The organism is Streptomyces mangrovisoli (assembly GCF_000974985.2).
Lineage (GTDB): Bacteria > Actinomycetota > Actinomycetes > Streptomycetales > Streptomycetaceae > Streptomyces > Streptomyces mangrovisoli.
The window spans coordinates 1-8,789 of record NZ_LAVA02000110.1 but is presented as its reverse complement, the minus strand read 5'-3'; the positions used below and the strand labels follow the sequence as shown (position 1 = coordinate 8,789).

The 8,789-nt window shown below is 72.8% G+C and carries 7 protein-coding genes and 1 pseudogene; 5 read left to right on the top strand and 3 right to left on the bottom strand.

The features are described 5' to 3' along the window. From WN71_RS40460 to WN71_RS35200, 3 genes are all read right to left on the bottom strand, one after another. Nucleotides 1–1,257: NADH-quinone oxidoreductase subunit C (locus WN71_RS40460; protein ID WP_079178367.1), on the bottom strand; the 1,257-nt coding region annotated here is incomplete at its 3' end. Continuing rightward, entirely contained in the window at nt 1,254–1,889 is a 636-nt protein-coding gene (locus WN71_RS35205) for an NADH-quinone oxidoreductase subunit B (protein WP_046583516.1), read from the bottom strand. The genes WN71_RS35205 and WN71_RS40460, both read right to left, overlap by 4 nt. After that, a complete protein-coding gene (locus WN71_RS35200) occupies nt 1,880–2,275 on the bottom strand; it encodes an NADH-quinone oxidoreductase subunit A (RefSeq protein WP_240529878.1) in 396 nt (131 codons plus the stop codon). Before WN71_RS35200 ends, WN71_RS35205 begins: the two co-directional genes overlap by 10 nt. A gap of 255 nt (nt 2,276–2,530) precedes the next feature. Here WN71_RS35200 and WN71_RS35195 point away from each other — a divergent pair, with 255 nt between their 5' ends. The 5 genes and pseudogenes from WN71_RS35195 to WN71_RS41270 form a co-directional block, all read left to right on the top strand. Continuing rightward, a complete protein-coding gene (locus WN71_RS35195; protein WP_240529877.1) occupies nt 2,531–3,907 on the top strand; it encodes a sensor histidine kinase in 1,377 nt (458 codons plus the stop codon). A gap of 214 nt (nt 3,908–4,121) precedes the next feature. Then, the gene (locus WN71_RS35190) at nt 4,122–5,444 is read left to right on the top strand and encodes a sensor histidine kinase (RefSeq protein ID WP_046583512.1); all 1,323 of its coding nucleotides are present in this window, start codon (nt 4,122–4,124) and stop codon (nt 5,442–5,444) included. Nucleotides 5,445–5,629: 185 nt separating this feature from the next. Further along, nucleotides 5,630–6,328 carry a response regulator transcription factor gene (locus WN71_RS35185; protein WP_276208142.1) on the top strand — a complete coding sequence of 233 codons (699 nt, stop codon included), beginning with the start codon at nt 5,630–5,632 and terminating at the stop codon, nt 6,326–6,328. A 425-nt stretch (nt 6,329–6,753) separates the two neighbouring features. Then, nucleotides 6,754–8,682: a 2-oxoacid:acceptor oxidoreductase subunit alpha gene (locus tag WN71_RS35180; protein ID WP_046583510.1), complete on the top strand. Its 1,929-nt coding sequence runs from the start codon at nt 6,754–6,756 to the stop codon at nt 8,680–8,682. Next, nucleotides 8,675–8,789, top strand: a pseudogene (locus WN71_RS41270) (2-oxoacid:ferredoxin oxidoreductase subunit beta); the annotation flags it as partial. The gene WN71_RS35180 and the pseudogene WN71_RS41270, both read left to right, overlap by 8 nt.

Genomic DNA, 8,789 nt, shown 5'->3' with positions numbered 1-8,789 from the left:
GTGCCAGGGGGCGTCGGAGCTGCGAGGGGCCGGTCGAGCCGGAGGTGTGTCCTGGCCCGGAGCCCCGGCCCGCAGGCTCGCGGAGCCCTCGCTCGCGCTGCGGGAGCGGCGGGGGGTGCCGGGGGCGGGGGCCGGCGTCGAACGCTGGCTCGCCGAACCTCCCGAAGCGCTGCGGGAGCGGCGGGGCGAGGTGGTGCCGGGGGCGGGAGCCGTACCGTCACCGGACGCCTCACCGGCAGGTGCGGCGGGAGCGGCGGCCCCGGCGACACTGGTGGACGGCCCCTCGGCGGGTTCCGGAGCGGCCGTGCCCTCGGCGGCCGACGAGGCCCCGGTCGGCGAGGCCCCGCTCCGCGAGGCGTCGGCTGAGGGGCTGTCGGGCGAGGGGCCGGCGGTCGCCGAACTGTCGGCCGTCGGGTGCTCGGTTGCCGGGCGCCCGGCCGTCGGCTGCTCGACCGCGGCCGTGCCCGGTGCCGCCTGCGTCGCTTCCGTCGGCTCCGGTGTCCTCGTCGGCTCCGGTGTCGTCTGGTCTGTCGGAGTGGCCTGGCTGGCGGAGCCCTCCGCTGCGGTGCGGCTGCGGCGGACCGGGCGGTCGCCGGCGGGGCGGGCCGGGCGCTCGCCGGGGGTGCGCACGGGGCGGTCGCCCGCCGGGCGGGCGGCGCCGCGGGCCGGGCGGGCCGGGGCGGCGGGGAGCCGGCCCTTCTGCGGGCCCCACTCGTTGGGGTCGGGCACGCCGGGCGGCAGCATCTGGCGGCGCTTGGGGCCGCCGTGGTCGGACTCGCCGGGTTCCTTGGCGCCGGGCCAGGCCTTGGCGACGCGGGCGGCGAGGACGAAGTCCTTGCGCAGCGGGTTGCCCTCGAAGCCCTCGGGGAGAAGGAGGTGGTCCAGGGCCGGGTGGCCCTCGAAGGCGACGCCGAACATCTCGTGCGTCTCGCGCTCGTGCCAGCCGGCGCCGGCGTAGACGCCGACGGCGGAGGGGAGGGTGGCGGCGGCGTGCGGGACCGTCGTACGCACGAGAAGGCGGCGTACCGGGGAGAGGGCGACGACGTGGGCGGCGACGCGGAAGCCGGTGCCGGGTTCGTCCACGGCGCTGAGCCAGTCGAAGTAGGTGCAGCCGAGCCGGTCGCGGGCGGTCTCCAGGGCCGCGATCCAGGCGGCCGGGGGGACGTCCACCGTCAGGACGTCGTACGACTCCTCGGCGGTCGCGTCCGGGCCGAAGAGTTCCTCGGCGGGGGCGGGCAGCCAGCCCACGGCCGTCATCGCTCCCCCTCGGAGGCGTCCGGGGCATGTGGGGCGCCCGGCGGCGGGGGCGGCGGGGTCAGGCCGCTCCGGAGGGCCGCGGCGGAGGGCCGCACGGCGCCGTAGCGCTCCCCCAGCGACTCGCGGGCGATCTTCTCCTGGAGCTTGAGGATGCCCTGGAGGAGGGCCTCGGGGCGGGGCGGGCAGCCGGGGACGTAGACGTCGACGGGGATGATCTGGTCGACGCCCTTGGTGACGGAGTAGGAGTCCCAGTAGGGGCCGCCGCAGTTGGAGCAGGCGCCGAAGGAGATGACGTACTTCGGCTCGGGCATCTGCTCGTACAGGCGCTTGACGGCCGGGGCCATCTTGTCCGTGACCGTGCCGGAGACGACCATCAGGTCGGCCTGGCGCGGGCCCGGCGCGAACGGGATGACGCCGAGCCGGATGAAGTCGTGCCGGGCCATCGACGCGGCGATGAACTCGATCGCGCAGCAGGCGAGGCCGAAGTTGAAGACCCAGAGCGAGTAGCGGCGGCCCCAGTTCAGGACCACCTTCATCGGTTCGGGGGCCAGGCGGGCCAGGGCGCCGAGGCGCTTGGGCTCGGGCAGCGCCACGGGCTCGGGCAGCGCCACCGGCTCGGGGGTCACGTCCATGACAGGACGCCCTTCTTGTAGGCGTAGAGCAGACCGACGGCGAGGAAGCCGAGGAAGACGAACATCTCCACGAGGGTGGTCGCGCCGTAGCCGGGGGCCGCGAAGACCGTGGCCCAGGGGAACAGGAAGACGGAGTCGACGGCGAAGATGACGTAGAGGAAGGCGTAGACGTAGTAGCGGACCTGGGTGTGGGCCCAGCCCTCGCCGACGGGGTCGACGCCGCACTCGTAGGTCAGCAGCTTCTCGGGGGTGGGCACGACGGGCCGCAGCAGGCGGCTCGCGCCGAACGCCACCGCGACGAACAGCACGCCGACCGCGGCGAGCAGTCCGACCACCGAGTACGACCGGAAGTAGTCAGCCGCGACGGCGACGGTCGGGCCAGGCAACGTCTCCCGCAACGTCCGTCCCTCACTCCCTGACGAGCACCGAAGTCCCGTGACTCCAGTGAACCCTGTGTTCGACGATCTGTACGCACGGGAGTCTAGGCCCTGATAAAGGGGAGGTAAGCAGCCCGTCTCAGGATGAGACCCGCCGGGGACACAGGGTCGGCCGTGGATCGGGCGCGGGGTGGGGTTTTCCCCAGGAGAGCGCGGCGGCCGACCTCATGGCGCGGGGGCGCGGGGCGCGGCAGGCTGGCCCGTATGACCGATCGCATCCCCGCCACCGGCCCGGTGCGCGCCCCGGCCGCCGACCCCTCGGCCGACCCGGCCCCCCTCCGAACCCACGGGACCGGCACCGGCACCCACGGGACCGGCGTCGCGCACGCCGACACCGGACAGACCGGAGTCGCGCACGCCGGCACCGGGCACGCCGGTGTCGCGCGCACCGGCCCCTCTCTCGTCGAGCCCGCGCGCGCCGGAGCCGACGACCGGCCGCCGCCCGCCCGGTTCGCCTTCGACCGGGCGACCTGGAAGGAGATCGCGTATCTCCTGGCGAATCTGCCGGTCGCGTTGATCGGGTTCGTCTATGTGATGACGGTGCTGTTCGCGAGCAGTCTGCTGACGTTGACGGTGATCGGCTTCCCGCTGCTGGCGCTGGGGCTGGGCGGCGCGCGACTGCTGGGCCGACTGGAGCGCGGGCGGGCGCGCGGGCTGCTCGGTGTGCGGATCGAGGAGCCGAGCCCGCTGCCCTGGGGCCGGGGCGGGGTGTTCCAGCGGCTGTGGCTGGCGCTGAAGGACCCGGTGGCTTGGCGCACGGTGCTCTACTCGTTCATGCGGCTGCCGTGGGGCGTGCTCACCTTCGTGATCACGCTGACCTCGCTGTTCGTGCTGTGGCCGGTGCTGCCGTTCCTCGCGCGGGGCATGGCCAACGCGGACCGGGCGATGGTGCGCGGGCTGCTGTCGCCGTCGGACGAGCTGGAGCGCCGTATCGCCGAACTGGAGTCCGACCGCGGGGTGGTCGTGGACACGGCGGCGGCGGATCTGCGGCGCATCGAGCGGGATCTGCACGACGGCGCGCAGGCCCGGCTGGTGAACCTCGCGATGGGGCTCGGTCTCGCGAAGGAGAAGCTGCTGGAGGACCCCGACTCCGCGGCCGCCATGGTGGCGGAGGCGCACGGCGAGGTGAAGCTGGCCCTTCAGGAGCTGCGGGACCTGGCGCGCGGCATCCATCCCGCGGTGCTCACCGACCGCGGCCTGGACGCGGCCCTGTCGTCGGTCGCCTCGCGGTGCACGGTGCCGGTGCAGGTGACCGCGGACCTGGACGCCCGGCCCGCCGCCGCGATCGAGGGCATCGCCTACTTCACGGTGTCCGAGCTGCTCCAGAACGTCAGCAAGCACAGCGGGGCGCGGTCGGCGACGGTGGACGTGTGGCGGTCCGACGACCGGCTGCTGATCCAGGTGTGGGACGACGGCCGGGGCGGGGCCCGGCTCGACGGCGGCACCGGGATGCGGGGGCTCGCGGACCGGCTGGGCGCCGTGGACGGGCTGTTCGTCGTGGACTCCCCGCCGGGCGGCCCCACGACGATCACGGCCGAGCTGCCCTGGCGGGACCGGGAGACACCGGCGTCCGCCCGCTGAACCGGGAGACACCCGAACCCGCCCGCTGAACCGGCAGGGGGAGACACCGTCGACCGCCCGCCCGGGTGGGCCGGGGTGGGGAAAACCCCCCGTCCGAGACGCCGACGGACTCCATGGTCCACGGCGCCGCCGCGGAGGAGGGTGGAGACAGGCGGAGGGACACGGTACGGCGAAGTGCCGTGGCGGAGGACGACGAGGAGAACGGACGACACCGATGGCCACGCGGTACGGGGACTACGGGCAGTACGAGGTGCGGCGGGGCCGGGTGCCCGCGGTGCTGCGGGCACCGTTCGAGGGACGCAGCTGGCGCGAGTTCGGCTATGTCCTGCTGGGCCTGCCGATGGGGATCCTGCTCTTCACCTACGCGGTGACCATGGTGTCGCTGGGCGCGGGACTGCTGGTGACCTTCCTCGGCGTCCCGGTCCTCGCGGCGGGCCTGGCCGGCTGCCGCGGCCTCGGCTCGCTGGAGCGGGCGCGGGCCCGCGGGCTGCTGGGCCTGGAGGTGGCCGACCCGGAGCCGCTGCGGATGCGCAAGAGCGGGCTGCTGCCGTGGATCGGGGCGGTGCTGGGCAGCGGGACCTCGTGGCGGGCGCTGCTGTACGCGGTGATCCAGTTCCCGTGGTCGGTGTTCTCGTTCGTCGTCGCGCTGAACTTCTGGGCCTACGGCTGGGCGCTGCTGACGTACCCGCTGTGGTTCTGGGTCTTCCCGGTCTACCTCGGCCAGGGCGGCCTCCAGCTCTACGGCGACGAGCAGCACAGCGTCTATCTGGACAACCCCTTCGAGATCACCGTGACGGCGCTGGTCGGACTGCTGTTCACGCTGGCGACGCCGTGGATCGTGCGGGCGCTGACGATGGTGGACCGGCTGATGGTGCACGGGCTGCTCGGGCCGACGAAGCTGTCGGCGCGGGTGGTGGAGCTGGAGTCGGACCGGGGGGTCGTGGTCGACACCGCCGCGGCGGATCTGCGCCGCATCGAGCGGGATCTGCACGACGGTGCGCAGGCCCGGCTGGTCGCACTGGCGATGGACCTGGGGCTCGCGAAGGAGAAGCTCACGGAGGACCCCGAGGCGGCGGCCCGGATGGTGGACGAGGCGCACGGCGAGGTGAAGACGGCACTCCAGGAGCTGCGGGACCTGGCGCGCGGCATCCATCCCGCGGTGCTCACCGACCGCGGCCTCGACGCGGCCCTGTCGTCGGTCGCCTCGCGGTGCACGGTGCCGGTCCGGGTGGAGGTCGACCTCCCGCGACGGCCGGCGGCGGCGATCGAGGGCATCGCCTACTTCACGGTGTCCGAACTGCTCCAGAACGTCAGCAAGCACAGCGGGGCACGGTCGGCGACGGTGGACGTGTGGCGGTCCGACGACCGGCTGCTGCTCCAGGTCGAGGACGACGGGGCGGGCGGCGCCGACGCCGGGCGCGGTTCGGGCCTCGCGGGGCTGGCCGAGCGGCTGGACGCGGTGGACGGGGTGCTGGTCGTGGACTCCCCCGAGGGCGGCCCCACCCGGATCACCGCGGAACTGCCCTGGCGGGGCTGACCGCGAACGCCACCGGAGGGCCGGGCCGCGCGCACGACGGGCACCCGGCCCTTCCCCGTGCCCGGACCGGCGGGTCGGCCGAACCGGCCGGCCCGACAGACCGATTCCCGTCACACCGACCGATTCGCGTCGCGCAGGCGCGCCACCGGCCCGATGCTGGAATGCTGGACCACGTCGTACGGGTGATGTCGGGCGGTGGGGGGCCGAAGATCGTGGAGGACAGGGTGCGGGTGGTCATCGCCGAGGACTCGGTGCTGCTGAGGGAGGGCCTGACCCGGTTGCTGACCGATCGCGGGCACGACGTGGTGGCGGGCGTCGGTGACGGCGAGGCGCTGATCAAGACGATCACCGAACTGGACGCGCAGGGCGAGCTGCCCGACGTCGTCGTGGCCGACGTGCGGATGCCGCCGACCCACACCGACGAGGGCGTACGGGCCGCCGTGACCCTGCGCAAGGCCCATCCCGGACTCGGTGTGCTGGTGTTGTCGCAGTACGTGGAGGAGCGTTACGCCACCGAACTGCTGGCCGGTTCCAGCCGCGGCGTCGGCTATCTGCTCAAGGACCGGGTGGCCGAGGTGCGCGAGTTCGTGGACGCGGTGGTCCGGGTGGCGTCGGGCGGTACGGCGCTGGACCCGGAGGTGGTCCAGCAGCTGCTCGGGCGCAGCCGTAAGCAGGACGTGCTCGCGGGGCTCACCCCGCGCGAGCGCGAGGTCCTCGGGCTGATGGCCGAGGGGCGGACGAACTCGGCGATCGCCCGGCAGCTGGTGGTGAGCGACGGCGCCGTGGAGAAGCACGTCAGCAACATCTTCCTGAAGCTCGGCCTGTCGCAGAGCGACGGCGACCACCGGCGTGTTCTGGCCGTTCTCACCTACCTGAACTCCTGATCGTCTGACACTGTGTCAGATGACGGGCGACCCCGGGAACGGGCGCCCGGACCGGGGAAACCGCACCACGAACGGGGAGCGTCTCAAGAAGAGAGCCGGGGGGCGAAGGGCATCGTGACAACTCAGGGCGACGGGCCGTCTCAGAACGCGGCGCATCTTCCGGATGCGACGCGCCATCCGGGTGTCGATCGGTATCCGAATACCCAGTGGTACCCGAATGCCCAGTGGCACCCGGATACCAAGTGGTACCCGAACACCCAGTGGTATCCGCACGCCGAGCGGCGTCCGCATACCCAGTGGCATCCGGATGCCGTCCTTCATCCGAATGGCCGAGGGAAGGCGACCCTAAGCGACGTAGGGTTGAAAGCGGGAGGGCCTGCGGGAAGGCCGCTCCCCGACACCCGCCTCGAGGGAGGTCCAGTTCAGTGACCAGCCAGGTCAGCAGCCCAGCGGAGCAGGCCGACGGAGCCGTCGTAGGAGAGCAGCGCAGACCGGGGGGCGCCAAGGACGTCCGCCGGCTCGAACGGGTGATCATCCGGTTCGCGGGGGACTCGGGTGACGGGATGCAGCTCACGGGTGACCGGTTCACCTCGGAGACGGCGTCCTTCGGCAACGATCTGTCGACCCTGCCGAACTTCCCCGCCGAGATCCGCGCGCCCGCAGGCACGCTGCCGGGGGTGTCGTCGTTCCAGCTGCACTTCGCCGACCACGACATCCTCACCCCCGGGGACGCGCCGGACGTGCTGGTGGCGATGAACCCGGCCGCGCTGAAGGCGAACATCGGCGATCTGCCGCGCGGCGCGGAGATCATCGTCAACACCGACGAGTTCACCAAACGCGCGCTGGCGAAGGTCGGATATGCGGCCTCCCCGCTGGAGGACGAGTCACTGGAGGCCTACCGGGTCCATCCGGTGCCTTTGACGACACTGACGGTCACCGCGCTCAAGGAGTTCGACCTCTCCCGCAAGGAGGCCGAACGCAGCAAGAACATGTTCGCGCTGGGCCTGCTGTCGTGGATGTATCACCGGCCGACCGAGGGCACGGAGAAGTTCCTGCGGTCGAAGTTCGCGAAGAAGCCGCAGATCGCGGAGGCGAACCTGGCGGCGTTCAGGGCGGGCTGGAACTTCGGCGAGACGACGGAGGACTTCGCGGTCTCCTACGAGGTCGCCCCCGCGGCGTCGGCGTTCGCGCCGGGCCTGTACCGCAACATCTCCGGCAACCTGGCCCTCGCCTACGGTCTGATCGCCGCGTCCCGGCAGGCCGACCTGCCGCTGTTCCTGGGCTCCTACCCCATCACTCCGGCCTCCGACATCCTGCACGAGCTGTCCCGGCACAAGAACTTCGGGGTGCGCACCTTCCAGGCGGAGGACGAGATCGCCGGGATCGGCGCCGCCCTCGGCGCCGCGTTCGGCGGCTCCCTGGCGGTGACCACGACGTCCGGGCCGGGGGTGGCGCTGAAGTCGGAGACGATCGGGCTGGCGGTCTCGATGGAGCTGCCGCTGGTCGTGGTCGACATCCAGCGCGGCGGGCCCTCCACCGGGCTGCCGACCAAGACCGAGCAGGCCGACCTGCTGCAGGCGATGTACGGCCGCAACGGCGAGGCCCCGGTCCCGGTGATCGCGCCGTGCACGCCGGGCGACTGCTTCGACGCGGTGCTGGAGGCGGCGCGGATCGCGCTGGTCTACCGCACCCCGGTCTTCGTCCTCTCCGACGGCTACCTCGCCAACGGCTCCGAACCCTGGCGGGTGCCCCAACTGGAGGAACTGCCCGACCTGCGCGTCCAGTTCACGACCGCCCCCAACCACACCACCGCCGACGGCGGCGAGGAGTTCTGGCCCTACCTGCGCGACCCGCAGACCCTGGCCCGCCCCTGGGCGGTGCCCGGCACACCCGGCCTGGAACACCGCATCGGCGGCATCGAGAAACAGGACGGCACCGGCAACATCTCCTACGCACCCGCCAACCACGACCTGATGGTCCGCACCCGCCAGGCCAAGATCGACGGCATCGACGTCCCCGACCTGAGCGTCGACGACCCCCACGACGCCCGCACCCTCGTCCTGGGCTGGGGCTCCACCTACGGCCCCATCACCGCCGCGGTACGCCGACTGCGCGCGTCCGGCGCGTCGATCGCACAGGCCCACCTGCGCCACCTCAACCCCTTCCCGCGCAACCTCGGCACCGTCCTCGCCGGCTACGACAAGGTCGTCGTCCCCGAGATGAACCTCGGCCAGCTCGCCACCCTCATCCGCGCGAAGTACCTGGTCGACGCCCACTCCTACAACCAAGTGAACGGAATGCCGTTCAAGGCGGAGCAGCTCGCCGCGGCGCTCAAGGAGGCCATCGATGGCTGAGACGTCCACGGAAGGCGCAGGCACGATCGAGGCGCTTTCCCTCGTGCCGAAGGCCGAGGCCAGGCAGTCCATGAAGGACTTCAAGTCCGATCAGGAAGTGCGCTGGT